The 26,357-nt window shown below is 67.9% G+C and carries 21 protein-coding genes; 16 read left to right on the top strand and 5 right to left on the bottom strand.

Annotated features, from left to right (window positions below):
- The first annotated feature begins 35 nt into the window (after positions 1-35).
- Positions 36-1,292 (top strand): serine--tRNA ligase, encoded by a 1,257-nt coding sequence (serS, locus tag BKG60_RS03385; protein WP_075909222.1) that lies wholly within the window; start codon positions 36-38, stop codon positions 1,290-1,292.
- Between the two features lie 16 nt (positions 1,293-1,308).
- Positions 1,309-4,641 carry an ATP-binding protein gene (locus BKG60_RS03380; RefSeq protein ID WP_075909221.1) on the top strand — a complete coding sequence of 1,111 codons (3,333 nt, stop codon included), beginning with the start codon at positions 1,309-1,311 and terminating at the stop codon, positions 4,639-4,641.
- A 16-nt stretch (positions 4,642-4,657) separates the two neighbouring features.
- On the opposite strand, the gene BKG60_RS03375 is transcribed toward BKG60_RS03380, so the two are convergent.
- Positions 4,658-5,347 carry a hemerythrin domain-containing protein gene (locus BKG60_RS03375; RefSeq protein WP_075909220.1) on the bottom strand — a complete coding sequence of 230 codons (690 nt, stop codon included), beginning with the start codon at positions 5,345-5,347 and terminating at the stop codon, positions 4,658-4,660.
- A gap of 125 nt (positions 5,348-5,472) precedes the next feature.
- Here BKG60_RS03375 and BKG60_RS03370 point away from each other — a divergent pair, with 125 nt between their 5' ends.
- Complete coding sequence (locus tag BKG60_RS03370; protein WP_075909219.1) at positions 5,473-6,288, top strand: DUF5718 family protein; 816 nt, start codon at positions 5,473-5,475, stop codon at positions 6,286-6,288.
- On the opposite strand, the gene BKG60_RS03365 is transcribed toward BKG60_RS03370, so the two are convergent.
- The gene (locus tag BKG60_RS03365) at positions 6,285-6,620 is read right to left on the bottom strand and encodes a hypothetical protein (protein WP_070186651.1); all 336 of its coding nucleotides are present in this window, start codon (positions 6,618-6,620) and stop codon (positions 6,285-6,287) included. The two genes, BKG60_RS03370 and BKG60_RS03365, sit on opposite strands and share 4 nt — an antisense overlap.
- Positions 6,617-8,173 (bottom strand): MBL fold metallo-hydrolase, encoded by a 1,557-nt coding sequence (locus tag BKG60_RS03360; protein ID WP_075909218.1) that lies wholly within the window; start codon positions 8,171-8,173, stop codon positions 6,617-6,619. Before BKG60_RS03360 ends, BKG60_RS03365 begins: the two co-directional genes overlap by 4 nt.
- Before the next feature lie 90 nt (positions 8,174-8,263).
- Here BKG60_RS03360 and BKG60_RS03355 point away from each other — a divergent pair, with 90 nt between their 5' ends.
- Genes BKG60_RS03355 through BKG60_RS03345 form a run of 3 tightly spaced genes read left to right on the top strand, consistent with a single transcriptional unit; the run spans position 8,264 to position 10,654 of the window.
- Positions 8,264-9,064 carry a lysophospholipid acyltransferase family protein gene (locus BKG60_RS03355; RefSeq protein WP_070186653.1) on the top strand — a complete coding sequence of 267 codons (801 nt, stop codon included), beginning with the start codon at positions 8,264-8,266 and terminating at the stop codon, positions 9,062-9,064.
- Positions 9,065-9,071: 7 nt separating this feature from the next.
- Complete coding sequence (locus BKG60_RS03350; RefSeq protein WP_070186654.1) at positions 9,072-9,833, top strand: lysophospholipid acyltransferase family protein; 762 nt, start codon at positions 9,072-9,074, stop codon at positions 9,831-9,833.
- Positions 9,830-10,654 (top strand): Cof-type HAD-IIB family hydrolase, encoded by an 825-nt coding sequence (locus BKG60_RS03345; RefSeq protein WP_070186655.1) that lies wholly within the window; start codon positions 9,830-9,832, stop codon positions 10,652-10,654. The genes BKG60_RS03350 and BKG60_RS03345 overlap by 4 nt, the downstream gene beginning before the upstream one ends.
- A gap of 14 nt (positions 10,655-10,668) precedes the next feature.
- On the opposite strand, the gene BKG60_RS03340 is transcribed toward BKG60_RS03345, so the two are convergent.
- Together BKG60_RS03340 and BKG60_RS03335 are read right to left on the bottom strand one after the other, a co-directional pair.
- Positions 10,669-12,285, bottom strand: a complete 1,617-nt coding sequence (locus BKG60_RS03340; RefSeq protein WP_070186656.1) for an N-acetylmuramoyl-L-alanine amidase — start codon at positions 12,283-12,285, stop codon at positions 10,669-10,671.
- Positions 12,286-12,395: 110 nt separating this feature from the next.
- A complete protein-coding gene (locus tag BKG60_RS03335; RefSeq protein ID WP_070186657.1) occupies positions 12,396-13,358 on the bottom strand; it encodes a hypothetical protein in 963 nt (320 codons plus the stop codon).
- Between the two features lie 239 nt (positions 13,359-13,597).
- On the opposite strand from BKG60_RS03335, the gene glf reads away from it, so the two are divergent.
- The 10 genes from glf to fadD32 all read left to right on the top strand — a co-directional run bounded on the left by glf (position 13,598) and on the right by fadD32 (position 26,352).
- Positions 13,598-14,836: a UDP-galactopyranose mutase gene (gene glf, locus BKG60_RS03330; protein ID WP_070186658.1), complete on the top strand. Its 1,239-nt coding sequence runs from the start codon at positions 13,598-13,600 to the stop codon at positions 14,834-14,836.
- On the top strand, positions 14,833-16,770 hold the full coding sequence (locus tag BKG60_RS03325) for a glycosyltransferase (protein ID WP_070186659.1): 1,938 nt from the start codon (positions 14,833-14,835) through the stop codon (positions 16,768-16,770). Before glf ends, BKG60_RS03325 begins: the two co-directional genes overlap by 4 nt.
- 1 nt (position 16,771) lies before the next feature.
- Complete coding sequence (locus BKG60_RS03320; RefSeq protein ID WP_070186660.1) at positions 16,772-17,305, top strand: phosphatase PAP2 family protein; 534 nt, start codon at positions 16,772-16,774, stop codon at positions 17,303-17,305.
- Positions 17,302-18,243: a decaprenyl-phosphate phosphoribosyltransferase gene (locus tag BKG60_RS03315; RefSeq protein WP_070186661.1), complete on the top strand. Its 942-nt coding sequence runs from the start codon at positions 17,302-17,304 to the stop codon at positions 18,241-18,243. Before BKG60_RS03320 ends, BKG60_RS03315 begins: the two co-directional genes overlap by 4 nt.
- On the top strand, positions 18,221-20,230 hold the full coding sequence (gene aftB / locus BKG60_RS03310) for a terminal beta-(1->2)-arabinofuranosyltransferase (RefSeq protein WP_374243103.1): 2,010 nt from the start codon (positions 18,221-18,223) through the stop codon (positions 20,228-20,230). Before BKG60_RS03315 ends, aftB begins: the two co-directional genes overlap by 23 nt.
- A 332-nt stretch (positions 20,231-20,562) precedes the next feature.
- Positions 20,563-21,570 carry an esterase family protein gene (locus tag BKG60_RS03305; RefSeq protein WP_070186662.1) on the top strand — a complete coding sequence of 336 codons (1,008 nt, stop codon included), beginning with the start codon at positions 20,563-20,565 and terminating at the stop codon, positions 21,568-21,570.
- A gap of 167 nt (positions 21,571-21,737) precedes the next feature.
- Complete coding sequence (locus BKG60_RS03300; protein ID WP_070186663.1) at positions 21,738-22,649, top strand: alpha/beta hydrolase-fold protein; 912 nt, start codon at positions 21,738-21,740, stop codon at positions 22,647-22,649.
- Between the two features lie 75 nt (positions 22,650-22,724).
- Positions 22,725-23,174: a hypothetical protein gene (locus BKG60_RS03295; protein ID WP_070186685.1), complete on the top strand. Its 450-nt coding sequence runs from the start codon at positions 22,725-22,727 to the stop codon at positions 23,172-23,174.
- Between the two features lie 43 nt (positions 23,175-23,217).
- Positions 23,218-24,231: a carboxylesterase Culp6 gene (gene culp6 / locus BKG60_RS03290; RefSeq protein ID WP_075909217.1), complete on the top strand. Its 1,014-nt coding sequence runs from the start codon at positions 23,218-23,220 to the stop codon at positions 24,229-24,231.
- A 231-nt stretch (positions 24,232-24,462) separates the two neighbouring features.
- The gene (gene fadD32 / locus BKG60_RS03285; RefSeq protein WP_070186665.1) at positions 24,463-26,352 is read left to right on the top strand and encodes a long-chain-fatty-acid--AMP ligase FadD32; all 1,890 of its coding nucleotides are present in this window, start codon (positions 24,463-24,465) and stop codon (positions 26,350-26,352) included.
- The last annotated feature ends 5 nt before the right edge of the window (positions 26,353-26,357 follow it).

Raw genomic sequence — 26,357 nt, 5'->3', positions numbered from 1 at the left:
TACGTCGCCGCACTTCAAAAAGTAGGGTTGCGCCCGTGATCGACCTCAAGCTGCTGCGCGACAGTCCCGACACCGTCCGTGCATCGCAACGGGCTCGCGGAGAAGACCCGGCGCGCGTCGACGCGCTGTTGCAGGCCGATACGGCGCGGCGGGCCGCGATCTCGGCGGCCGACAACCTGCGCGCCGAGCAGAAGGCGGCCAGCAAGCTGGTGGGCAAGGCGACACCTGAGGAGCGGCCGGCGCTGCTGCAACAGGCCAAGGACCTGGCCGAGCAGGTCAAGGCCGCAGAGGCCGCACAGGCCGAGGCCGAGAGCGCCTTCACGGCTGCCCACATGGCGATCGGCAACGTGATCATCGACGGGGTGCCGGCCGGCGGCGAGGACGACTTCGTGGTGCTCGACACAGTCGGTGAACCCCGGGCCATCGACAACCCGAAAGACCACCTCGAGCTGGGCGAGGCGCTCGGGCTGATCGACATGGAACGCGGCGCCAAGGTGTCGGGTTCGCGGTTCTACTTCCTCACCGGCCACGGTGCGCTGCTGCAACTGGGCCTGTTGCAGCTGGCCACCCAGGTGGCGGTGCAGAACGGGTTCACGCTGATGATCCCGCCGGTGCTGGTGCGCCCAGAAGTCATGGCGGGCACCGGATTCCTCGGCGCCCACGCCGACGAGATCTACCGCCTCGAGGCCGACGACCTGTACCTGGTCGGCACCTCGGAGGTGCCGCTGGCGGGCTACCACTCGGGCGAGATCCTCGACCTGTCCGCAGGACCCAAGCGGTACGCCGGCTGGTCGTCGTGCTTCCGGCGCGAGGCGGGCAGCTACGGCAAGGACACCCGCGGCATCATCCGGGTGCATCAGTTCGACAAGGTCGAGGGCTTCGTCTACTGCAAGCCCGAAGACGCCGAGGCCGAGCACCAGAAGCTCCTGGGCTGGCAGCGCCAGATGCTGGCGGCCATCGAGGTGCCCTACCGCGTGATCGACGTCGCCGCAGGAGATCTCGGCTCCTCGGCGGCGCGCAAGTACGACTGCGAGGCGTGGGTCCCCACCCAGCAGACCTACCGGGAACTCACCTCCACCTCGAACTGCACGACGTTCCAGGCCAGGCGTTTGGCCACGCGCTACCGCGACGAGAACGGCAAGCCGCAGATCGCCGCGACCCTCAACGGCACGCTCGGTACCACCCGCTGGCTGGTGGCGATCCTGGAGAACCACCAGCAACCCGACGGCAGCGTCCGCATCCCCGACGCGCTGGTGCCGTTCGTCGGCACCCCGGTGCTGGAACCCCGGTAAGCACCACACCGCGGCCATGACTGCGGACAGCCCGGTGCGGGTGAAAGTGCTCGGCCCGGTACAGGCCTGGGTCGGCGACGATCCGGTGGATCTCGGCGCCCGGCTGCAGCGGGCGCTGCTGGCGCGGTTGGTGGTCGCACACGGCCACACGGTGTCGGTCGATCGGCTCATCGACGACCTCTGGGAGGGGGAGCCGCCACCCAAGGCGTTGTCGGCGCTGCAGGTCTATGTGTCGCATCTGCGGCGCGGGCTGGAGCCGGACCGGCCGCGGCGGGCCCCGGCCCGCATCCTGGTCAGCGCCGCGCCCGGATATTGCCTGCGACTGCCGGTCGATGCGGTCGACGCCTGGCAGTTCGAAGCCAGGGTCACTGCGGCATATGAAGAATCGGATCCACAGCAGCGGGTCCGGGGGCTCGAACTGGCGCTGGCCGGTTGGTCGGGTGATCCGTTCGCCGGCGCGGGCGACGCGTTGTGGGCCGCACCGGAGGTGGCCAGGCTGACCGAACTGCGGCTCTCGGCGGTGGAGGCGCAGGCCGGTGCCCAGGTGGAACTCGGCCGGTACGGCACCGTCGTCGCCGCGCTGGAGCGCCACGTCCGCGAGCACCCCGGTCGCGAGGGCGCCGCCGCGGTGCTGGCCACCGCCTTGTACCGGACCGGACGTCAGACCGATGCCCTGGAGGTGTTGCGGCGCACCCGGGACCACCTGGTGGATGAGCTGGGGCTGGAACCCGGCCGCGCGCTGCGCGATCTCGAACGCGACATCTTGTGTCAGGCCGACCACCTGGAGCCGTCACGGACGCTCCCGCAGCCGGCGATACCGGAGATGGCACCTCCCGACCGCATCGAGGCCGGCGCCTATGGCCGGGCCGAGGAACTCGCCGAGATCGACTCGGCCGCAAGCGCGGTCGCCGCCGGCGGTAGCTCGGTGCTGTGGATCGCAGGCGAAGCGGGCTCGGGCAAGACCACGCTGGCGGCCGCCGCGACGAGCCGGTTGCGCGCGGCGGGCTGGCGGACGGTGCTCGGCCGTTGTCCAGAGGTGCACGGCGCGCCGGCCGGGTGGGCGTGGACCGAGGTGTTGCGAGAACTCGTCGACCCCGCCGGCTCACTGGACGACCGGCAGACGCTGGCTCCGTTGCTGCACGACGGCGCCGTGGTCGAGCCCGGCACGTTCTGGCTCGGGCATGCGGTGGCCGACGTGCTGAGCGCGGTCGCCGCGCAGCAACCGCTGGCCGTTGTGCTCGACGACCTGCACCGGACCGACGGGCTGACGTTGGAGCTGCTGCGACTGGTGGCCGACCGGATCAAGGACCTTCGGGTGCTGGTCATCGGTACCTATCGGCCCTCGGAGGACCGCGGCGAGCTGGAAGTGGCCCGGGCGGCGCTGACGGTGCACACCGCGGCACACCTGATGCTGGGTGGGCTGGATGCGGCGGCCACCGCGGCGCTGGCCGCCGATTGCGGGCTGGCCGCCGCCAGTGGCGAGGCGCTGCGGTTGCTGCGCGAGCGGACGGGCGGCAACCCGCTGTTCATCCGGGAACTGGCCCGGCTGATGGCCGCCGAAGGGACCGATGCGGTGTGGGCCTCGGTGCCCGTCGGGGTGCGAGATGTGTTGCGGCGCAGGCTGGCCCGACTTCCGGGGCCGACCGTCACCGCACTGCGCCAGGCCGCCGTGCTGGGCCGCGACATCGACGTCGACCTGCTCTCCGAACTCGGCCGCATCGACCCCGACGACCTGCTCGACGCGCTGGAGCCCGCCGTCCTGCTGGGCCTGCTCGACGAGCCCGAACCCGGCCGGTTACGGTTCGCCCACGCACTGGTCCGCGACACCCTCTACGAGGACACCTCGAAGCTGCGCCGGACCCGATTGCACGCGGCCGCGTTGGAACTGCTGCGCGCACCGGCGAGGTCGGTCGATCCGGCTGCCCTGGCGAACCACGCCGTTGCCGCCGCGACAGCCGAAACCTCGTTGACCGCTGCCGCTTTCGCCACCGAGGCGGCGCGCGAGGCGGATTCGGTCGGCGCGTACACCGAAGCCGCCCGGCAGTGGCGGGCCGCCGTGCAGATGCTCGAGCTGGTGGGCGGTCGGCGGTTGGCGCCCTTGGCCGACGGCCTCGAGCGCGAGATCGACGCCCGGTGCGGGCTGATCTCCGCGCTCGCGCAGTCCGGCGACGCGGTCGCGGCGCGCATCGAGATGAAGGCCGCGCTGCAACTGCTGACCGGGAAGTCGCGCGACGACCTGATCGTCCGGGTGCTCACCGCCTGGGACACCCCGTTGGTGTGGCGGGACCGCGAATACGACGAATCCGACACCCACATGATCGGGCTGCTGCGCCGGGTGCTGGCCGGGGGAAGCGGACAGCCCACCGAACTCGCGGTGGCCGACCGGATCCGGCTGCTCAAGGCGCTGTACGTGGAACTGGAGGGCACCGACCCGGACGGGGCGCTGGCCGCCAGCACCGAACTGCTGGAGCTGGCGCGGCAGGCCTACGCCGCGGACCCGGCAGCGTCGGGCCGGCTGCTGTGCACTGCGCTGAACGTCCGTGCCTACTGCGCGTTGGGACCCGACCTCGACGCCGAACGGGATTCGACCGCAGCTGAACTGCTGCGGACCGCGGAGGCCACCGAGCAGGCCGACTATCAAGCGGTGGCGCACTGGCTGCTGTCACTGGCGGCCGGTCACCGCTGCGATCTGGCGACGGCGAAACGACACGTGGACATCGCGGTGGCCCGCGCCGGCACCGGGCAACTCGTGCACCTTCTCGGCGTGCTCGGGCTGTTCCGGGCCCGGATGCACCTGCTGGCGGGACGCTTGGACGACGCGGTGAGCGCCTACACCGACCTGGCCGCGCGCATGGTGGAGAACGGTGCCGCGAACGGGGCCAAGCTGGCGATGGTCGGACGCGTGACGGGTGAGTTCTGTCTCGGAGATCTGGGCCTGCTGGCCGACGAACTGGTGTTCTTCTACCGGGAGGTGTCGGTCGCCGCGCTGGACGCCGCGGTGCTGGCGCTGATCGCACGCGGTCGTGACGCTGAAGCTCGGGAACTGTGGCAGGCCCGCCAACCGATCGAGCGAGCGTATTTCTGGCTGCCGTTCACCGTGCTGCGCGTCAACGCGGCGGTGGCACTCGGCGACCTCGACGAGGCCCGGGCGCGGGCAGCCGATCTGGGTGCGTACTCCGGCCGGATCGCCGGGCTCGGCGTCGACGGGCTGATGGTGGGCCCGGTGGACGAGGCGCTGGCCGCCGCCGCCGACGCGCTGGGACGTCCGGAGGTGGCGCGCGGCTACCGCCAGGCCGCTGCGGCGTTGCGGGACCGGTTGGCCGAACAGGCCCGGGCCTTCATCGACTGACTGCGGCGGTGCCGGATCATCGGCTCACGCCGAACACTGCCCGTTCCCGCCGCCGGTGTACCAGCCGCAACACCGACAGCAGGATCCGCAGCCCGATCCCGGCGTGCTGCGCCAGTGTCGAACGTTCCTCGTCGGTCATCGCCGCCAGCGAGCGTGGACCGTCGAACGACATGCGGCTGCCGTCACGGGCGGCCCGCTCCACCGACTCCCAGTCCGCCACCGAGACGTGCTCGGCGATCAAGGGGAACACCTCCAGTTCCTCGTCGTTGATGTGCTCGGTCAGCGATGTCGAGAGTTCGGCCAGCTCAAGGGCCATCACGCCGGCGATCTGGCGGTCACCCATCGACAGCCGGAACGCCGCGGCGCGGGCCCGCAGCTGGTCCAGCCTCGGGTCGAGGGCGGCGTGGTCGTCGGTCAGCTCGCTCAGGTCGACATGACTGCCCACGCTGGCCTGGACCACCGGCCACAACACGGTGTCCTCGATGGTGTGGTGATGGTGAATGGAATCGCACAGCCATTCCAGGTATCGCGAAATGGCCCGGGCACGGCCGGGAGTGCAAATCACATCCCGGTCCCGCACCGCCGTGGCCAGCTCGGTCAGGCGGGTCAGATCGGCCAGCATCGCGCGGTGCGCGAGGGTGATACCCAGCAGGTCGGGCGCGGGATCGCCGGATTTGCGGGGTTCGACTGTGACGGTGGTGGACACGGCGGTGCTCCTCGGGTTCTGCGGATCCGGGGTTGGCGGATCGGATGTCTTGGTGCACAGCCTGGGCGCGCCGACTTAAGTGCGACTTGTTTCCGGCTTGTCGCGGTCACAGTAGGGTTGCAGCCATGATCGATATCGACCTTGGCGAGGTGCGTAATTGGTTCGGCTTCGGTGTGGCCGGAAATTTCGCGGGCCATCTCGAACAGGCCGGAGAGGCCGGGGATTTCGTCAAGGTGGTCACCGAAGGGTATGCGCCCAAGGGCGTCTTCCCGTGGTACGCGCCCGGCCGCGATGATTTTCTGGGCGAGTTCCCGCTGTCCAGCGATGCCATCTTGCTGCCCGAGCCCGGGGAAGTTGAGGGCCCGCTCAACCTGCAGATCGAGCCCGAGGTCGGGGTGGCCTGCCACGTGGTGTGGAACGGCGACACCGTGGTGCGGCTGGAGCCGTTCGCCCTCGGCGCATTCAACGACTGCTCGATCCGCCGACCGGGTGCACCGAAGATCAGCCACAAGAAGAACTGGGGCCCCGCCTCCAAAGGTGTTGCGCCGCAATTCTTCGAGATCAGTGATCTGACCCCGGACGGCCCTACCGCGACGATGCGGCTGGTCTGCTACCTGAGCGAGAACGACGGCGAGCAGCACGCATACGGCGTGGATTCGCCGCTGGTGGGCTACTCGTACTACGGCGAGGTGCTGCTGGACTGGATCGTCGAGCGGCTGGCCAACCAGAAGGGTTCGGCGGACACACCTTTGGAAGATGTCGGCGCCTTGATGGTGGCCAGCGGGCATCCGGAGAACGTGCTGATCGGCATCGGCGCCACCCGCTACACGCCGCTCGGTGAGTCCACCTTCCTCAAGCCTGGAGATGAGGCGATCGTCCGGGTGTACGACAGTGCGTCCAGTGCGGCTTCTGAACTGCGGCAGGTGGTCTCAGCGCGTTAACTGCCGAGCAGTTCGTCGAGTAGCGCGATCAACTCGGCGGGGCGCTGCGGGGTGAACGCCGGATCGGGGCGAGTCCCGTTGACCTTCAAGGTGATCAGCGTCGACTTGATCGGCCGCCACACGTCCAGTGGCATCCAGCGGCGCAGGTCCGAACTGCCCCAGATGCGGAACCGGTTGAGGGCCAGCCCGAGTGACTCGGCCCGGTACGAGCGGATGTCCCGCAACGGGATCACCTTCGAGGTTCCCGACGGGAAATGGTAGCGCCGCAACGTGATCGCCTCGCGATCCAGCTGGATCAGGCCGTCGTCGTAGTACTGGCGCGGGGCACTCATGCGCGTGAGCACCGCAACTCGTGGCCCTTGGTGGTCAGGCATTTGCCGTTCTCCAGGTTCCACTGCCAGCCGTGCAGATTGCAGGTGAGTGTCTTACCTTCCACCACACCGAACTTCGACAGATCGGCCTTGAGATGCGGGCACCGGCGCTGGATTTCGAAGCCGTCCAGGGTGATCGAGGAAGAGTCGTCGTGCGCCTCGGCGAACCAGCCGTCGGCGTAGGCGATGCGCTCGTCGGTCAGGCACTTGAAGAACGTGTAGAGGTACTCGTTGTACCCGCCCACGCGCCAGGCCGCGAAGCGGGTGGACAGGAAGATCGTGTTGACCCAGTCCGGCTCGTTGTCGCGCAGCACGGTGCGCACCAGCTCGGGTGGGATGGCGAAACCGTAGCGGAACTTCTCATCCGCGATGGGTTCGCGCACAAGACGTTTCGGGAAATCCAGCACCACGGTCTCGTTGTGGCCGGGGCCCGACAGGCGCAGTTCGACCGGGTAGCCGATGCCGTCGCAGATCTGGTCGGTCTGGCTCATGATCGGCTCGAACAGTGCCCGCAGCGCGGGCAGCAGGGGCTCTCCGGCTGCCGGGGCCCAGGAGGCCTTTTCCGCGGCCAGCACCGGGGCCATCCGTTGTGCGTAGTCCTCGATGTACGCGGCTTTTCCGGTGGTGAAGATCGTCTCGGGATCCTCGACCGGGTGGGTCAGCGAGTTCAGTTGGGATCCCGCGAAATCCGCGGTGCTGCCGGGGAGCATCAGCAGGCCGCCGTCGTGGCCGTGGCGGCGCATCTGGTCCAGGAACACCACCTGGTCGGGGAAAATGTTCGCCGGATCGCCGTGATCGTCGTTGAGATCGCGCAGCTCGGCATCCAGGAAACAGGGCGGCCCGGCCGAGGGGATCACCCACGTTGCCCCGACCTGTGCGATGTATTGGCGGCACCGGTCCATCTGGCGCTGGCGCTTCTGGATACCGAAGGCTTCCTTGGCGCGCGCGGGCATGTCGTAGACCATCGGGTACCAGATGGCGCCCGAATACTGCAGCATGTGCACGTCGACCTGACCGAAGTCGGCATGCAACATCTCGAGATCCACCGGACGTGCGTCGTTCATGTTGAATGCGACGGTCTCGCCGTCGTCCACCACCAGACCTGAGTCACCGATCGGGCCGTCGGCGGGTGCGCGCAGCGCGATGATCATCACATCGAGGTCGCCCTTGGGGCCGCTGACGGTGTGCTTCACCGAATCGGTGGTCTCGAAGAACCGGTGGAAGCCCAGCGCCTGGAGTTCGCGTTGCAGGTCGGGCACCGGGAAGTCGGGCAGCAACACCACCGCGTCCTTGTTGACGTGGCGGCGCAGGTTCTCCGGGTCGAAGTGGTCCTTGTGCAGGTGCGACACGTAGAGGTAGTCCACGTCGCCAAGCGCTGCCCAGTCCAATTGGCTGTTGTCCGGGAACGGGAACCACGAGGCGAAGTAGGCGGGATTGACCCAGGGGTCGCACAAAATGCTGCCAGCCTTGGTCTCGATCAGGAAGCCGGCATGCCCGACGCTGGTGACCTGCACAAACGGCCTTTCGATGGAGTACTTCGATGCCCGCCCAGCCTAGCCCGAGTTGGGTGACGCGCAGATACGGGCTGGGATTAGGCTGGCTACGTGGAACCGGTGTACGGGACTGTCATAAAACTCGCTCGAATGGCCTGGCGGCTGCAGGGGCTGAAGTTCACCGTGACCGGGGTGGAGAACCTCCCGGTCACCGGCGGCGCGGTGGTGGCCATCAACCACACCAGCTACTTCGACTTCACGTTCGCCGGCTTGCCGGCCTACCTGCAGAAGCGGGGCCGCAAGGTGCGGTTCATGGCAAAGAAGGAAGTCTTCGACAACAAGGTCACCGGCCCGATCATGCGCAGCCTGCGGCATATCGAGGTCGACCGGGACAGTGGTGCGGCGTCATTTGAGGCGGCGGTCGACTACCTCAAGGCCGGGGAACTGGTCGGGGTGTACCCGGAGGCGACGATCAGCCGCAGCTTCGAGATCAAGGATTTCAAGTCCGGTGCGGCCCGGATGGCGATCGAGGCCGGGGTGCCGATCGTGCCGCACATCGTGTGGGGTGCCCAGCGCATCTGGACCAAGGGCCATCCGAAGAATTTGTATCGGCCGAAGGTGCCGATCTCGATCGCGGTCGGCGAGCCGATTCAGCCGACCCTGCCCGCAACCGAGCTGACCGCGCTGCTGCATTCACGCATGCAGCACCTGCTGGCTGAGGTTCAGGACACCTATGGTCCGTATCCTCCTGGCGAGTTCTGGGTACCGCACCGCCTGGGCGGTTCGGCGCCGACGTTGGCCGAGGCCAACCGGATGGATGCCGAGGAAGCGGCCGCGAAGGCGGCCAGGCGCGTGTTGGACGGCCCTTCTGGGCCTTCTGAGGCTTCTGGACCCACCGGGGCCTCGGGGTAAGACGCGTATGGAACCGGTTTTCCGAAGTTTGGAGATTGCCGCCAGGCTCGCGGTACGGGCCACCGGGACTCGGATCACCTTCGGTGGGTTGGAGAATCTGCCCGCCAAGGGTGGTGCCGTCGTGGCCATCAACCACACGAGCTACGTGGATTTCCTTCCGGCCGGCCTGGCGGCCACCGAGCGTGGCCGGCGGTTGCGGTTCATGATCAAGGCGGAGATGGACCAGGTGAAGGTGGTCCACTATTTGATCAGGCACACCGGGACGATCCCGGTGGACCGTAGGGCAGGCGCCGGGGCCTACGCCGTGGCGGTGGAGGCGTTGCGCCGAGGCGAGTTGGTCGGGGTGTATCCGGAGGCGACGATCAGCCGCAGCTTCGAACTCAAGGACTTCAAGACGGGTGCGGCCCGGATGGCGTTGGAAGCCGGCGTGCCGATCGTTCCGCTGATCGTCTGGGGTGCGCACCGCATCTGGACCAAAGATCATCCGAAAGCATTGGGGCGCAAGAATATTCCTGTCACTGTTCAGATCGGTGCACCGATTGTGCCCACGGGTACCGTTGCCCAGCTCGATGAGTCGCTCCGGGCAGGGATGTCCTCGCTGCTGACCCGGGCCCAGCGGGACTACCCGGCCCCGGCCGGGGCGCATTGGGTGCCGCGCCGGCTGGGTGGGACGGCTCCGACGCTCCAGGAGGCCAAGCGGCTCGACGAGGCCGAGTTGGCTGAACGCGCGCGCAAGCGTGCCGAGCGTGAAGCGAAGAGCAGCAGGTGAGCGTCGAGTGGGCGCCGGGGCTGATCGCCACCGACGTGGACGGAACGCTGCTCGACGAGGACGAGAAGGTCACGCCGCGCACCCGGGCGGCGGTACAGGCCGCGGTCGAGGCGGGGGCGAATTTCGTGCTGGCCACCGGGCGCCCGCCGCGGTGGATCGCGCCGGTGGTCGACGGTCTGGGGCTGGCGCCGATGGCGGTCTGCGCCAACGGGGCCGTGATCTACGACCCGTCGACCGACCGCATCATCTCGGCGCACACGCTGTCGGCCGAGGTGCTCGGTGAGCTCGCCGAGATCGCCACCCGGGTCATTCCCGGCGCGGGCTTGGCGGTGGAGCGGGTGGGCTCGTCCGCGCATGATGCCGCGACCCCGCAGTTCGTCAGTTCACCGGGCTACGAGCATGCCTGGCTCAACCCGGACAACACCGAGGTGTCGGTCGAGGATCTGCTGAGCGCCCCGGCGGTCAAACTGCTCATCCGCAAGGCCGGTGCGCGCAGTGCTGACATGGCCGCTGAACTCCTCAAACACGTTGGGCTCCAAGGTGATATCACCTACTCGACCAACAACGGGCTGATCGAGGTGGTGCCGCTGGGCATCAGCAAGGCCACCGGCGTCGAAGAGCTGGCCGCTCCGCTGGGGCTCACTGCCGCCGACATCGTGACCTTCGGCGACATGCCCAACGACATCCCGATGCTGAGCTGGGCGCAGCGCGGGGTGGCGATGGGCAATGCCCACCCTGCCGCGGTGGACGCGGCCGACGAGGTGACCGTGACCAACCGCGAGGACGGGGTGGCCCGGGTGCTGGAACGCTGGTGGTCCTGAGACGCCTCGGGCGCTCAGGTGATGGGGGTGAAGCGCTCCAGCTGCACGGGCTGCTGATCGGGTGACGGCGGGGGCAGTTCCACGGGCACACCGTCGACCACGCGGGTCACAGTGCCTTTCTCGCGGTCGAAGTTCAGTGTGCCGTGCTGGAAGTTCTGCACGATCCACTGGGGCTCGGGGATTTCGGCGCTGGTCGGCAGCCCCAGCACCCCGCGCTCGAAGCCCAGTGTTCCCCAGGCCTCGTAGATGGCCCCGGTGACGGGTTGGGCGCCGCTGTCGGGTGACCAGTAGACGGCGCCGCGCTCGAATGTCGCGTACCGGGCGCTCCCTTTGCCTACGGTCTCGGGTGAGGTCGGGTTGCCCAGCAGGCCGGCCGCCCCGCCTTCGGCCTGCCAGCGGTTGTAGATCGCGCCGCCGCGCATCTGGTCGGCCAGGTCCGCGGGCCCGGGAGGCTGATTGAACCGGGCGGCGATGTCGCGGATGTGGCCCATCTGGGCGTAGGCGGCGTTGCCGGGGCAATCGGTGATGCCGACGTCGCGGTGGGTGAAGATCGTCGGCAGGGTCGGGGTGGCTCCGCGTGGGAAGTGGGTGAAAGACCCGCCTGCGGAGGTGAGTACGACGGTGCCGTGCGGATCGACGTGATTGAGCCCGAGCCGCCAGCCCAGGAGGCGGCCGGTGTTGCGCACCTGGATCTCGGTGGGCGGTACGACGTCGAAGTCGCCCATCATCGCCACGCCCCAGGTGTCGATGTTGAAGCCGCCGGTGTGGGACCCCTCGACGGGCTTGTCCATCCCGCCGGCGCGGCCCTCGAAAACCTGCCCGTACTTGTCCACCATGGCGTTGTAGGCGATGTCGCACCAGCCCAGCTCACGGGTGTGGTACTCGTAGATCGACCGGACGATGCCTGCCGAGTCCTCGGGGGCATACTCGTTGCTGCCCGCCGTGTGGTGCACGATGCCGGCGCGAATACCCTTGTCGTACACGGTGTTTCCGCACCGCATCGACTCGTTGGCGCCCCACTGGGCGCGGTTGATGATGGTCGGCGGTTGGCCGGGGTTGATGGCGGCGGTCGGCAGTGGCCGGACGTCGGCAGGTGCCTGCGGCGGGGTGATCAGTACTGCGGTCACGTTCTGACCGATGGGCGCCTGGACGTTGGCGGGGATGTAGCCGAGTGCGGGCTGTGCCGCGCCGGGCTTCCCGGGTTTCCCGGGCGGTGCCGCGGGTGCCCGCGGTGCGCGGGTGACGGCGATCTGCACGGTGTTGGTGCGCCCGACGAACACCGGTTCGGTGCCGCGTGGGCCTGCGGTGTCGGCGCCGACGCCGTCGAGATTCTCGGCCTGGTACCAAGGGCCCCAGCTTCCGTCGTCCTTGCGGGCGCGGACCCGGGCGGACGTGCCGCGCAGGTCCGGCGAGGTGAGCGCGACCATCGAGAACGGGGTGTCCTGATGGATCTCGCGGATGCTCTCGCCGACGGCAAGGTTTTCGAGAGATTGCTGTGTGAGTATTGGTGCAGTCTCAGCGGTATCGGACTGTTTGCCAGAATCGGTGCCGCTGATCGCCCAGGGCACGATCACGACCGTCGCCGCAAGGGCGGTGAAGAGTATCGACGGAGCGGAACGGCGGGACTGCACGGACTGATGTTACGTATGAGCCTGGTGTTACGGATGGTTCGACACGCTCCACGCAACGGCACCGCAGAGCCAGATGGCTTCTGCGGTGCCGTTCTTCTAACCGGGTCCTGTTATGCGGGCGGCGGCACGGGCGCCGGGGCGGGTGCCGGCGGTGCGGGCACCGGCGGCTTCATCGCCGAGGTGATCGCCGGCATCACCATGCCCTTGAGCAGGTCGATCGCCTGGCCTGCACCGAGCTGGTTGGCGGCGCTCGACAGGTCGCCGAACAGGCCGCCGCCACCGCTGCTGGTGGCGGGCATCGCGGACAGCGACGGATCGGCGCCCAGCAGCGGGTAGGTGCCCGCGGCTGGATCGAGCCCGATCGGGGCCGAGATCGGCACCTCACCCGGGGCGGGCAGGCCGCCCGAAAGTGACGGGTCGAGGCCCACCGGGGAGGTGGTCAGGCCGGTGCCGCCCAATGAGGTGGGCGACGTCGTCAGCCCGCCGGTGGCCGGCGGGGTGAGCGCCGGGTTGGTCAGCGAGCTTGCCGGGTCGGTCAGTCCACCGGTGGCCGGCGGGGTCAGCGCCGGGTCGGTCAGTGACCCTGCGCCCGCCGGGGTGAGCGCCGGATCGGTGAGGGACCCGGTCGCCGAGGGCAACGCCCCGGTCGGCGAGCCTGCGGTGGGGGCCAGTCCGTTGGGGCTGGTCAGTGCCGCGTCGGGAGAAGTCAGTCCGGGCGCGGTCAAGCCCTGGCTCGGCATACCCGGCGCGGTCAGGCCCGGCGCGGTCAGGCCCGGGGAGGCCAGGCCCGGCGAGGTCAGGGTGGGTGAGCCCAGCGTCGGCGTCGGCGACGAGCCGGTCAGCAGACCGGTCGGCATCGGCGGCAGGTTGATGCCGAACTGGGACAGCCCCTGTGACAGCGCGGACATCAGTTCGCCGGGGAGGTCGGTGACCAGTGCGGCCTGGGTGAACTCGCGTTCTTGGGGCGCGGGGGAAAGCTGCGATACGGCAACTAGGGCGACTGGACTTGCGACTGCCACTGCGGCGACTGCGCTCATGGCTGTCGAGAGCTTGCGTCGACGACGGTTCGGCACGGAAGTCTCCTCAATATGTTTACTGCAAGGACTGCACTTCGGGTTGCAGGGTGGTGCTTTCCTCTTGCTGCGTCGGCATCCGGAATCCGATGCGGTGAAGTCCATGAGTGCCAACGAGATCGATGTTAAAGCTGTGACTCGTGGGTCTAAAGTGACGATATTGAATCGTGAGCGAATTGCGATCTGGCTCCTTCGCCGAATTCGGGGCAGGGGGGCGCGGTCGGATACCCTGGCTGCCGATGACGTCCTTATCTCCCCGGGTCGCTGCAGACCAGTCCAGCGGACATTTCGACTTATTCGTCGTCGGCTCCGGTTTCTTCGGTCTGACGATCGCTGAGCGCGTGGCGACGCAACTCGGCAAGCGCGTGCTCGTTATAGAACGCCGCCCGCATATCGGTGGTAACGCCTACTCGGAAGCCGAACCGCAGACCGGTATCGAAGTCCACAAGTACGGCGCCCACCTGTTCCACACCTCCAATCAGCGGGTGTGGGATTACGTGCGGCAGTTCACCGACTTCACGGGCTATCAGCACCGGGTTTTCGCGATGCACAACGGCCAGGCCTACCAGTTCCCGATGGGCCTCGGTCTGGTCTCTCAGTTCTTCGGCCGTTACTTCACCCCGGATGAGGCTCGCGCCCTGATCGCCGACCAGGCCAGCGAGATCGCCGGCCACGAGGCGGCCAACTTCGAGGAGAAGGCCATCTCGCTGATCGGGCGCCCGCTCTACGAGGCGTTCGTGAAGGACTACACGGCCAAGCAGTGGCAGACCGACCCGAAGGAACTGCCCGCTGCCAACATCACCCGACTGCCGGTGCGCTACACGTTCGACAACCGCTACTTCAACGACAAGTACGAGGGCCTGCCGGTCGACGGATACACCGCCTGGCTGGAGAACATGGCCGCCGACGATCGCATCGAGGTGCGGTTGGACACCGATTGGTTCGACGTCCGCGACGGCCTGCGCGCGGCCAATCCGGACGCGCCGGTGGTCTACACCGGCCCGCTCGACCGCTACTTCGACTATTCCGAAGGCAGGTTGGGCTGGCGCACACTGGATTTCGAACTCGAGGTGCTGAGCACCGGAGACTTTCAGGGCACCCCGGTGATGAACTACAACGACGCCGACGTGGACTACACCCGGATCCACGAGTTCCGCCATTTCCACCCGGAGCGGGAATACCCGGCCGACAAGACCGTGATCATGCGGGAATACTCGCGGTTCGCCAAAGAGGACGACGAGCCGTATTACCCGATCAACACCGAAGCCGATCGCGCCCTGCTGGCCTCCTACCGGGCCCGCGCCAAGGCCGAGACCGCCACGGCGAAGGTGCTTTTCGGTGGCAGGCTGGGCACCTATCAGTACCTTGACATGCACATGGCCATCGCCAGCGCACTCAACATGTACGACAACACCCTGGCACCGCACCTGTCCGACGGTGCGCCGCTGGCTACCGAAGAGGAAAGCAGCAAAGCATGAGTGACATCCCATCCGGCGCACTCGACGCCGGAGAGTCGCGGGCCGTCAGTCTGCTGGCCCGCGTCATCCTGCCGCGACCGGGCGAGCCGCTCGACGTCCGCAAGCTCTACCTCGTCGACGACCCGACCAATGCCCGCCGGGCACATGCGCCCACCCGCACGACCCTCGAGATCGCCACCGAGTCCGGGATCTCGTTCGCCACCTACTTCAACGCGTTCCCGGCCAGCTACTGGCGCCGGTGGTCGACATTGAAGTCGGTGGTCCTGCGCGTCGAGCTGACCGGCACGGCCCGCGTCGACGTCTACCGCTCCAAGGCCACGGGTGCCCGCATCACCGTCGGCGGCGCCCCCGTCTCCAGCGGTGACTCCTCCGAGCCCGCTGCGGTCGAATTCGAGATCGACCTGGCACCGTTCGAAGACGGCGGCTGGATCTGGTTCGACATCACCTCCGACACCGCGGTGCGGGTGCACAGCGCCGGTTGGTACGCCCCGACGCCCGCGCCGGGCCGGGCCAATGTGGCCGTCGGCATCCCGACCTTCAACCGGCCCTCCGACTGTGTCAACGCCCTGGCCGCGCTGACCTCGGATCCGCTGGTGGACGAGGTGATCAGCGCGGTCATCGTGTCCGACCAGGGCACGAGCAAGGCGAAGGATCATCCCGGTTTCGAGGCCGCCGCGGCGGGCCTGGGTGACCGCCTCTCCATTCACAACCAGCCCAACCTCGGCGGTTCCGGCGGCTACAGCCGGGTGATGTACGAGGCGCTGAAGAACACCGACTGTGAACAGATCCTGTTCATGGACGACGACATCCGCATCGAACCCGATTCGATCCTGCGGGCCCTGGCCATGAACCGGTTCGCCAAGGAACCCATCCTGGTCGGCGGCCAGATGCTCAATCTGCAGGAACCCTCGCACCTGCACATCATGGGCGAGATGGTCGACCGCACGAACTTCATGTGGTCGGCCGCCCCCAACGCCGAGTACGACCACGACTTCGCCAAGCACGCCCTCGATGACACCGATTCGGACCGCAGCAAGCTGCTGCACCGCCGCATCGACGTGGACTTCAACGGCTGGTGGATGTGCATGATCCCGCGGCAGGTCGCCGAGGAACTCGGCCAGCCGCTGCCGCTGTTCATCAAGTGGGACGACGTTGAATACGGCCTGCGCGCCGCCGAGCACGGCTATCGCACGGTCACCCTGCCCGGTGCGGCGATCTGGCACATGGCCTGGAGCGACAAGGACGACGCGATCGACTGGCAGGCCTACTTCCACCTGCGCAACCGGTTGGTGGTCTCTGCTGTGCACTGGGACGGCGACGCGCGCGGGCTGCTGGCCAGCCACCTCAAGGCGACCTTCAAACACCTGCTGTGCCTTGAATATTCGACGGTCGCCATTCAGAACCGGGCCATGGAGGACTTCCTGGCCGGCCCGGAACACATCTTCTCCATCCTGGAATCGGCGCTGCCCGACATCCGCGCGATGCGCCAGCAGTTCCCTGACGCCGTGGTGTTGGGCGGCGCCACCGAGCTGCCACCGGCCTCGGATCTCAAGCGCAAGAGGATCCGCATCCCGGTGTCCAAGCCGGCCATCTTGGTGAACCTGGCCCGCGGCGTCGTCCACCAGATGCGCCGGCACGATCCGGAAACCCATGTCCGGCCACAGATCAACGTGGCCACCCAGGATGCGCGCTGGTTCTCGCTGTGCCGGGCCGACGGGGTCACCGTCACCACCGCAGATGGGCGTGGTGTGGTGTACCGGCAGCGCGACCGCGCCAAGATGTTCGCGCTGCTCCGGGCCTCGCTGCGCCAGCAATTACGTGTGGTCCGTCAGTTCGACCGGATGCGCAAGGTCTATCGTGAGGCGCTGCCGGTGCTGACCAGCACCCAGAAGTGGGAGACGGTGTTGCTGACAGAGTCGGCGGAGAAAAACTGACATGACCGATGCCCCGCGCGGCGAGGACGCCGTGTTGGTTGCCGTGCAGTCTGCCCTGGCCACCCGGCCGGGCGTGCTGACCGGTGCGCGTGCGCTGTCGCATTTCGGCGAGCACAGTCTGGGTTGGCTGGGGCTCGCGGCCGCCGGCGCGCTGGCCCAGCCGGCCAAGCGCAAGTCATGGTTGGCGGTTGGCATCGGTGCCTTTGCCGCCCATGCCGCCGCGGTTCTGATCAAACGGGTGGTGCGCCGGGAGCGGCCACATCATCCCGACATCGCCGTGAACGTCGGGACGCCGAGCCGGCTGAGTTTCCCGTCGGCGCATGCCACCTCGACCGCCGCGGCCGCCGTGTTGCTGGCCCGGACGACAGGTCTGCCGGTGCGGGCGGCGCTGGTGGTGCCGATGGCGCTGTCGCGCCTGGTGTTGGGTGTGCACTATCCCACCGACGTGCTGACCGGCGTGGCCGTCGGGACGGTGGTGGGTTCTGTGGTCGGAAAAACTGCCGGTGTTGGGCCGAAGGAGACCGTGGCCAAATGAGTGAGGAAGCGCTGCCGGAACTCGGCCCGCCGAAGAACCTGGCCTCCGGGCTGATCAAGGCGATCCGTCCACGCCAGTGGATCAAGAACCTGCTGGTGCTGGCTGCCCCGCTGGCGGCCGTCGGCAGTGGAATCGAGTACAACTACGCCGATCTCGCCTACAAGGTGTCGATCGCGTTCGTGGTGTTCTGTCTGGCCGCCTCATCGATCTATCTGGTCAACGACGCACGCGACGTCGAGGCCGACCGCGCCCACCCGACGAAACGGTTCCGGCCCATCGCCGCCGGGGTGGTCCCGGAATCGCTGGCCTACACGTTGGCGGTCGTGCTCGGGGTGGCCTCGATCGGCATCTCGTGGTTGCTGACCCCGAATCTGGCCGTGGTGATGGCGGTGTACATCGCCATCCAGCTGGCGTACTGCTTCGGGCTCAAACACCAGGCCGTGCTGGACATCTGCATCGTGTCGTCGGGGTTCTTGTTGCGCGCGATCGCCGGTGGTGTGGCCGCCGACATCCCGTTGTCGCAATGGTTCCTGCTGGTGATGGCTTTCGGCTCGCTGTTCATGGCGGCCGGAAAACGTTATGCCGAGCTGCAATTGGCCGAGCGCACCGGCGCCAAGATCCGCAAGTCGCTGGAGCGGTACACGAGTAGCTACCTGCGATTCGTGTGGACGTTGTCGGCCACCGCGATGGTGCTCTGCTACGGCCTGTGGGCGTTCGGGCGCGACAGCGCCAATGACCCCCTGGGGCTCGACGGCCAGGACGCCTCGTGGTACGCGATCACCATGGTTCCGTTCACGATCGCGATCCTGCGTTATGCGGTGGACATCGATGGTGGCATCGCCGGTGAGCCAGAGGAGATCGCACTGAAAGACCGAGTTCTGCAGATCCTGTTCCTGGCGTGGATCGGAACCATCGGTGCTGCCATCTACTTCAGCTGACCGGATCACGCTGCGCCGCCTGGCAGGTGGCGTGGGTGACCGGTTGGCGGCGCGCTGGCCGGTGTTTCCGTATGACGCCACGGTGCGGATCAGCCTGTGGGTGAGCGTGGTGGTGACGGCCGCGTTGTTCGGCTGGGGTGCCTGGCAGCGCCGCTGGATTGCCGACGACGGCCTCATCGTGCTGCGGACGGTGCGAAACCTGTTGGCGGGCAATGGCCCGGTCTTCAATGCGGGTGAGCGGATCGAAGCCAACACCTCCACGGTGTGGACCTACCTGGTGACACTGGGCGCCTGGCTGGGCGGCCCGGTCCGGATGGAGTACGTGGCCCTGGCGCTGGCGCTGGCGCTGAGCGTGCTCGGCATCGTGCTGGCGATGCTCGGCACCGGCCGGTTGTACGCACCGAGCCTGCAGGGCCGCCGCGCCCTGCTGCTGCCCGCAGGCGCGCTGGTCTACATCGCGGTCCCCCCGGCGCGCGACTTCGCCACCTCGGGACTTGAAAACGGTTTGGTGCTGGCCTATTTGGGCTTGTTGTGGTGGATGATGGTGTGCTGGTCGCAGGCTCTGCGGCGACCGAAACCCGTGTCCGGCAAGTACTTCGAAGGGGCTCTGGCCGCCGTCGCCGGGCTCAGTGTGCTGGTCCGACCCGAGCTCGCGCTGATCGGTGTGGGCGCGCTGGTCATGATGCTGGTCGCGGCACGTGGGTGGCGCCGCCGGGTCCTGATCGTGGTGGCCGGTGGGCTGCTGCCGGTCGCCTACCAGATCTTCCGGATGGGCTACTACGGACTGCTGGTGCCGGGCACCGCGGTGGCCAAGGACGCCTCGGGCTCCAAGTGGGCCCAGGGCCTGACCTACCTGACCAATTTCAACCAGCCGTACCTGCTGTGGGTGCCGGTGATGCTGCTGGCCGCACTCGGGGTGGTCCTGCTGGCCACCAGGACCCGGCCGTGGTGGGTGCGCCACCAGGTGCCCCGCGGCTACGGCTGGCTGGCCCGGACCGTCCAAAGTCCGGCTGCCGTGGTGCTTTTCATGTTCGTCAGCGGGGTGCTGCAAGCGCTCTACTGGGTGCGCCAGGGCGGCGATTTCATGCACGGCCGGGTGTTGCTGACGCCGCTGTTCTGCATGCTGATGCCCGTCGCGGTGATCCCCGTGGTGCTGCCCGACGGTACGAAGTTCACCAGGGAGACGGGTTACCTGCTGGCCGCGGCCACCAGCGTGCTGTGGGCCGCGGTGGTGGGTTGGTCGATCTGGGCCGCGAACTCGCCCGGTCTGGGTGCCGACGGGACGCGGGTCACCTACTCGGGCATCGTCGACGAGCGCCGGTTCTACTCGCAGGCCACGGGTCACGCGCACCCGTTGACCGCCGCCGACTACCTGGATTACCCGCGCATGCGGGCCGTGCTGACCGCGATCGAGAACACCCCTGACGGGGCACTGCTGCTGCCGTCGGGCAACTACGACGTATGGGACGTCGTACCGGCCTACCCGCCGCCCCCCGGTCTGTCCGAGTCGCAGCGTCGGGCACTGAAAACGCCGCACACCGTGTTCTTCACCAACATGGGCATGCTGGGCATGAACGTCGGGTTGGACGTCCGGGTCATCGACCAGATCGGCTTGACGAATCCGCTGGCCATGCACACCCAGCGGTTGACCGATGGCCGAATCGGCCACGACAAGAACCTCTTTCCGGATTGGGCGGTGGCCGAGGGGCCGTTCCTCAAGACCCGGCCCTACATCCCGGCCTATCTGGACGAGGAATGGATCGCCCAGGCGGAGGCCGCGCTGGAGTGCCCGGCCACCGAGTCGATGCTCAACTCGGTGCGCGGCGAGATGACCCCGCGGCGGTTCCTGTCCAACCTGGTCCACGCGTATGACTTCACGAAGTACCGGATCGACCGGGTGCCGCTCTATGACCTCAAGCGCTGCGGCCTGCCGGTTCCCGAGCCGAAGAAGCCGCCGTACACCGGGATGCCGGCCACCGGTCCCTGATCGTTCGCGAAGTTGTCACAGCCGAATCTGTGTGTTTGGTAACGCTGGGCGCGGCTGGGCCGATACGCAGACGGGCCTGTGTACAGATCTTGATTGGACGGTACGAAGAAACCGATGCTGACCTCTGGTGTTCATCTCACGCGCCGCCGGGGGTGGCAGGGTTTCGAACCGTGCCTGATCGCGACCGTCAACGGTGCACGGGCGACCAGGGACGACAACTGCTGCAGAGAAGCACCACGCGTTCGTGTGGTTGACTACACGGGCACGTGAGCCGCTTACGTCGGTGTGAATCGATGTGCGGAATACGAAGAAGAGATCAGATAGGGAGCGGTATGAAGTTCGTTGGGAAGATGCGCGGCGCAGCGGCAGGTCTGTCGCGCCGGCTGACGGTTGCGGTCGCCGCGGCGGCCGTACTGCCTGGCCTGGTTGGCGTCGTCGGCGGCTCGGCGACCGCAGGAGCCTGGTCTCGACCTGGCCTGCCGGTCGAGTATCTCGACGTTCCGTCAGCTGGGATGGGGCGCAATATCCGGGTTGAGTTCCAGAGCGGCGGGGCGGGCGCACCCGCGCTGTACCTGCTCGACGGCATGCGCGCCCGTGAGGACAACAACGGTTGGGACATCGAACTCCCGACGTTCGAGTGGTTCCTGAACTCCGGCATCTCGGTTGTGATGCCGGTCGGTGGCCAGTCCAGCTTCTACACCGACTGGTACAAGCCGGCGTGTGGCAGCAAGGACGGCGGCTGCAAGACCTACAAGTGGGAGACCTTCCTGACCCAGGAGCTGCCGCAGTGGCTGGCAGCCAACCGGGATGTCAAGCCGACCGGCAGCGCCGTGGTGGGTCTGTCGATGGCCGGTTCGTCGGCGCTGATCCTGGCGGCCCGCCACCCGGACCAGTTCATCTACGCGGCCTCGCTGTCGGGCACGTTGAACCCGTCCGAGGGCTGGTGGCCGATGCTGATCGGTATCTCGATGGGTGACGCCGGTGGCTACAAGGCCGACGACATGTGGGGCAAGACCGGTGACCCGGGCAACGCCTGGAAGGCCAACGACCCGACCGAGCAGGTCGCCACGCTCGCGAACAACGGCACCCGCATCTGGGTGTACTGCGGTAACGGCAAGCCGGGCGAGCTCGGTGGCACCGACATGCCGGCCAAGTTCCTCGAGGGCTTCGTCTGCCGGACGAACTCCACCTTCCAGGAGAAGTACATCGCGGCCGGTGGCAAGAACGGTGTGTTCAACTTCCCGCAGAGCGGTACGCACGCCTGGGCCTACTGGGGTCAGCAGCTGCAGGCCATGAAGCCTGACCTGCAGCGGGTCCTGGGCGCCACCCCGACCGCCTGAGCGGACGCGGGTAACACCAGGTAAGACAAAGGAAGACGGCGGCGATCCCCACGGGGTCGCCGCCGTCAGCCGTTTGCGGCCCCTCCCGCGGGGGCGATGTGGTTCACTACAACGCGGGTTACGTGTGCGGGGGCACTTCGAGCGACCGGCAGCAGGAGAGGTTGATGATGAGGCGTGCGTTGAGTCTGATGCGGGCGATGCTGCTGGCCCTGTTGGCTCCGGTGCTCGGTGCCGGCCTCTGGGCCGTATCGGCGGCGACGGACACTCCCGCCCGGGCCGACGGTGTCGAGTACCTGATGGTCCCGTCGGCGGCGATGGGCCGCGACATTCCGGTGGCGTTCCAGGGCGGCGGGCCGCATGCGGTGGTCCTGCTCGACGCGTTCAACGCCGCCCCTGACGTCAGCAACTGGGTCAACGCCGGCCACGCGATGTCGACACTGGCCGGCCGCGGTATCTCGGTGGCGGCCCCGGCGGGCGGCGCCTGGAGCATGTACACGAACTGGGAGCAGGACGGCAGCAAGCAGTGGGAGACGTTCCTGTCCGCTGAGCTGCCCGACTGGCTGGCCGCGAACAAGGGTCTGGCCCCGGGCGGGCACGGGGTCGTGGGCGCCTCGCAGGGCGGTACCGCCGCGCTGACACTGGCCGCGTTCCACCCCGACCGGTACCGCTTCGCCGGCTCGCTGTCGGGCTTCCTGACCCCGTCGGCCACCACCCTCAACGGCGCGATCACGGCCGGGATGGCCGAGTTCGGCGGGGTGGACAGCTACGGCATGTGGGGTGCCCCACAGCTGGGCCGCTGGAAGTGGCATGACCCCGACGTGCACGTGCAATTGCTGGCCGATGCCAACACCCGGCTTTGGGTGTACAGCCCGGCCACGCTGACATGTAGCGACCCGGCCGCGATGATCGGTGTCTGCGATCAGGCGCAGGGCAGCAACCGGTCGTTCTACCAGCACTACCGCTCCGTCGGTGGCAGCAACGGGCACTTCGACATGCCGGCCGGAGGTCAGCATGACTGGGGTAGCTGGGCCCCGCAGCTGGCGCATATGTCGGGCGAATTGGTCGCGACCATCAAGTAGCCGTCCGGGCGACCTGCCGGAATGACCAGAATCGGCTGCGCCGGGGCACTTTTCACCAGCCGGTACGGTGGAGGCGTGCAGCACACACTACGGTCGGCCACCTTGGTGGTAGCGGTGTCCGTTGCGTCGTTGCTCACGGCATGCGATGCGGGCGACGACATCATGGCGCCACTGGTGCTGCCCACCTCACAGGTCAGCGGTGCCCAGCCGCAGGCGGTGTCGGCTCAGCCGCTGCCACGCCGCAGCGGTGAGCTGGATATCACTTCGCAGCAGCACACGTACCTCGACGAGCTCAAGGCTGTCGGGATCACCCCGTCCAGTGAGCTGTTGGCGCTGTCGATCGGGTCCTATGTGTGCCAGGCCCGCGCCGCCAGGCAGAATGAGCAGGCGGTGCGCGCGTTCGTCCTGCCGCTGGTGCGTAGCGACGTCCGGGCGTCGCGGTCCGGGCAGAAAAGCCCGACATCGGCCGAGATCGACGCCGCCGCCACCGACTACATCCGCACCGCCACCGAACATCTCTGCTAGCCGCAGATCACACCGCACCGCACGCGAGGAGCCCGAGTAACCCATGGCCAAAAATGCCAGCCGCCGGAAGCGTCACCGCATCCTGGCCCTGATCGCCGCCGCGGCGATGGCTCTCGTCGTGGTGCTCGTGGTGACGATCGTGGTGATCGTGATGCGTCGTCCCGAGACTCCGTCGGCGCCGCCGACGGCCCAGCCTCCCGCCGGGGTGCCCGGCCCGTCGACGCCGCGGAAGCCGCGCCCGGAGTTCCAGTCCGCCGACTGCCCCGATGTGATGATGGTTTCGATCCCGGGCACCTGGGAGTCCTCGCCGCAGGACGACCCGTTCAATCCGACGCAGTTCCCGCTGTCTCTCATGACGAACATCAGCCGGCCGATGTCCGAGCAGTTCGGGAAGGACCGCCTCGAGGTCTACACGGTGCCCTACACCGCGCAGTTCCATAACCCGTTCTCGGCAGACAACCAGATGTCGTACGACGACAGCCGCGCCGAGGGGAAGCGCACCGCGGTCAAGGCCATGACGGACATGAACGACCGTTGCCCGCTGACCAGTTACGTGATCGCCGGGTTCTCGCAGGGCGCGGTGATCGGCGGTGACCTCGCCAGCGACATCGGCAACGGCCGCGGCCCGGTCGATGAAGACCTGGTTCTGGGCGTGACGTTGATCGCCGACGGCCGCCGCCAGCTCGGTGTCGGGCAGGACGTCGGACCCAACCCGCCCGGTCAGGGCGCCGAGATCACGTTGCACGAGGTGCCGGTGCTGTCCGAGATGGGTCTGACGATGACCGGCCCGCGGCAGGGCGGTTTCGGTGCCCTCGACGGCCGGACCAACCAGATCTGCGGCAAGGGCGACTTGATCTGCTCGGCGCCGGAAGAGGCTTTCTCGATCTTCAACCTGCCCAAGACTTTGGAGACGCTGACCGGCAGCGCGGCCGGGCCGGTGCACGCCCTGTACAACACCCCGCAGTTCTGGGTGGAGAACGGGCAGACGGCCACCCAGTGGACGCTGAACTGGGCGAAGGACCTGGTGGAGAATGCGCCTCATCCCAAGCACGGATGAGCGGCGCGGCGGATTTGGTCGGGACCGTCACGGTCCCTTAACATTAAGAGAAAAATAAGAGCTTCGCGCGTGCGTGGTTGGTTGACTAGAGCCGTCAGCTGACTCGTAGGCGTGGTCGCCGCGCCCGGTACGATCGTCCGGGTTTGGGTACGTACGGCCGCCGAGTGGCTGCAACGCACCGCCAATGACGTGCGACAACGCGACGAGTACGGCTCTGACAGGAGAAGTTAAATGCCGTTCATCAATCCGTTCATCAAGGACGGTCAGATCAAGTTCCCGGACGGAGCCAGCGTCGTCGAGCACGTCGAGCGCTGGGCCAAGGTTCGCAGCGACAAGCTGGCGTACCGCTTCCTGGACTTCTCCACCGAACGTGACGGCGTGGCCCGTGATTTGACCTGGGCCCAGTTCAGCGCCCGCAACAAGGCTGTCGCCGCCCGGCTGCAGCAGGTCACCCAGCCTGGTGATCGCGTCGCCATCCTGTGCCCGCAGAACCTGGACTATCTGGTCGCGTTCTTCGGAGCGATCTACGCCGGACGCATCGCGGTGCCGCTGTTCGACCCGTCCGAGCCCGGCCACGTGGGCCGCCTGCACGCCGTGCTGGACAACTGCCACCCGTCGGCGATCCTGACCACCACGGAGGCCGCCGAGGGCGTACGCAAGTTCTTCCGCAGCCGCCCGGCCAACCAGCGCCCCCGCGTCATCGCCGTCGACGCGGTTCCGGACGACGTCGCGTCCACCTGGATCCACCCTGAGGGGCCTGACGAGACCACCATCGCGTACCTGCAGTACACCTCGGGGTCGACCCGAATCCCCACCGGTGTGCAGATCACCCACCTGAACATGGCGACCAACATCGTGCAGATCGTCGAGGCGCTGGAAGGCGAGGAGGGCGACCGCGGTCTGTCCTGGCTGCCGTTCTTCCACGACATGGGTCTGATCACCGCGCTGATCGCCCCGATGATCGGCCACTACTTCACCTTCATGACCCCGGCCGCCTTCGTGCGCCGGCCGGAACGGTGGATCCGTGAGATGGCCCGCAAGGAAGGCGACACCGGCGGTGTCATCTCGGTGGCCCCGAACTTCGCGTTCGACCATGCCGCCGCCCGCGGCGTCCCCAAGGACGGCACGCCGCTGGACCTCTCCAACGTCAAGGCCGTGCTCAACGGCAGTGAGCCGATCTCGGCTGCCACCGTGCGCCGGTTCAACGAGGCCTTCAGCCCGTTCGGCTTCCCGGCCAAGGCGATCAAGCCGTCCTACGGCCTGGCCGAGGCCACGCTGATGGTGTCGACCACGCCGTCCGCCGAAGAGCCCAAGATCATCTACGTCGACCGCGACGAACTGAACACCGGTCGCATCGTCGAGGTGGACGGCGACTCGCCCAAGGCGGTCGCCCAGGCCTCGGCCGGCAAGGTCGGTGTCTCCGAGTGGGCCGTCATCGTCGACGCGGACAGCGCGACCGAGCTGCCCGACGGCCAGGTCGGCGAGATCTGGATGAGCGGTCAGAACATGGGCACCGGCTACTGGGGGAAGCCCGAAGAGACCGTCAACATCTTCCAGAACACCCTCAAGTCGCGGACCAGCCCGTCGCACGCCGAGGGCGCGGAGGACGACGCCACCTGGGTCCGTACCGGCGACTACGGCGCCTTCTACAACGGCGACCTGTACATCACCGGCCGCGTCAAGGACCTGGTGATCATCGACGGCCGCAACCACTACCCGCAGGACCTGGAGTACTCCGCGCAGGAGGCCAGCAAGGCGCTGCGTACCGGCTACGTCGCGGCGTTCTCGGTGCCGGCCAACCAGCTGCCCGACGAGGTGTTCGAGAACGCGCACGCGGGCCTGCACCGTGACGACGACGACAGCTCCGAGCAACTGGTGATCGTGGCCGAGCGGGCGCCCGGCGCCCACAAGCTCGAAGTCGGGCCGATCACCGACGACATCCGCGCGGCGATCGCGGTGCGGCACGGCGTCACCGTGCGCGACGTGCTGCTGACCGCGGCCGGTGCCATCCCGCGTACCTCCAGCGGCAAGATCGGCCGGCGGGCCTGCCGCTCGGCCTACCTCGACGGGTCGCTGCGCAGCGGGAAGATCGCCAACGATTTCCCCGACGAGACCGACTGAGCTGA

The sequence above is a fragment of the Mycobacterium syngnathidarum genome (assembly GCF_001942625.1).
In the GTDB taxonomy this organism is placed as follows: domain Bacteria; phylum Actinomycetota; class Actinomycetes; order Mycobacteriales; family Mycobacteriaceae; genus Mycobacterium; species Mycobacterium syngnathidarum.
This window is presented reverse-complemented; position numbering and strand designations above follow the sequence as displayed.